This is a genomic window from Oleiphilus sp. HI0123 (assembly GCF_001635315.1).
On sequence record NZ_LWGE01000641.1, the window covers coordinates 1 to 758 of the forward strand.

The following is a 758-nucleotide window of genomic DNA, read 5'->3' on the forward strand; positions in this document are numbered from 1 at the left end:
GAAAGGTTATGAGATCCTTCCACGGTCGGATGAATATCATCACTTTCCACCTGAGAAGCAGGTACCGTTCCACGCGGATCTACAAAATGACAATTCGCATTACTCGACACGTCACAAGCATAACCCAGCAAGTCATCTCCATAATTCAATGCTTGAGTTAGATTCGCATTACCTCTAGGTAGCTCGTAATAGCCGAGCCATACAACATTATCGACGCCATCTGCATCCATTTGGTTTAGCAAGTTAACCGCGTTAACATACTGATCTTCAACTAAGCCACGGCAGCTGCTAGAAATGTTCCAGCGATACCACTTAGTACGGCAACCATAAGGGTCGAATAGAGTTGCCGGTATCAAGATATCATTACCGCCGCCATCCATGACAATCGTAGAAATATTCGCATCCGTTGCTTTCGCATCTTGGTACTGTTTGTCTACAGGTGTTGCTAATGAACCACCCGATAACTCAGCGCCACTTTGCGTATAGTTTCGGAAAGTGGTACCGGCATTCGCTTGAAGGTCCTCCTCAATTACACCATTCAAATCGAATATCGAATCACCTAGCGTTACCACGTCCATACGCTGAGCGTTTTCTTCATAAGGGTTTCCCGTACAAGCAACCAAGGAACCGGCAATCGCTAGTGTCCCCACCAGCTTAATCATAGAGCCGCCTTTGTGATACAGTTTTCTTAGATTCATCGTTTTCATGCTTTCTCCAGTTGTTATTTTTGATATGGAGACATGATCCTATAATGATTA

General features: G+C 44.6%; 1 protein-coding gene. It reads right to left on the reverse strand.

Features of this window, described 5'->3' with window-relative positions; translation table 11 throughout:
* On the reverse strand, positions 1–707 hold a 707-nt coding region (locus tag A3761_RS05835), incomplete at its 3' end, for an SGNH/GDSL hydrolase family protein (protein WP_156491646.1).
* Between the last annotated feature and the right edge of the window lie 51 nt (positions 708–758).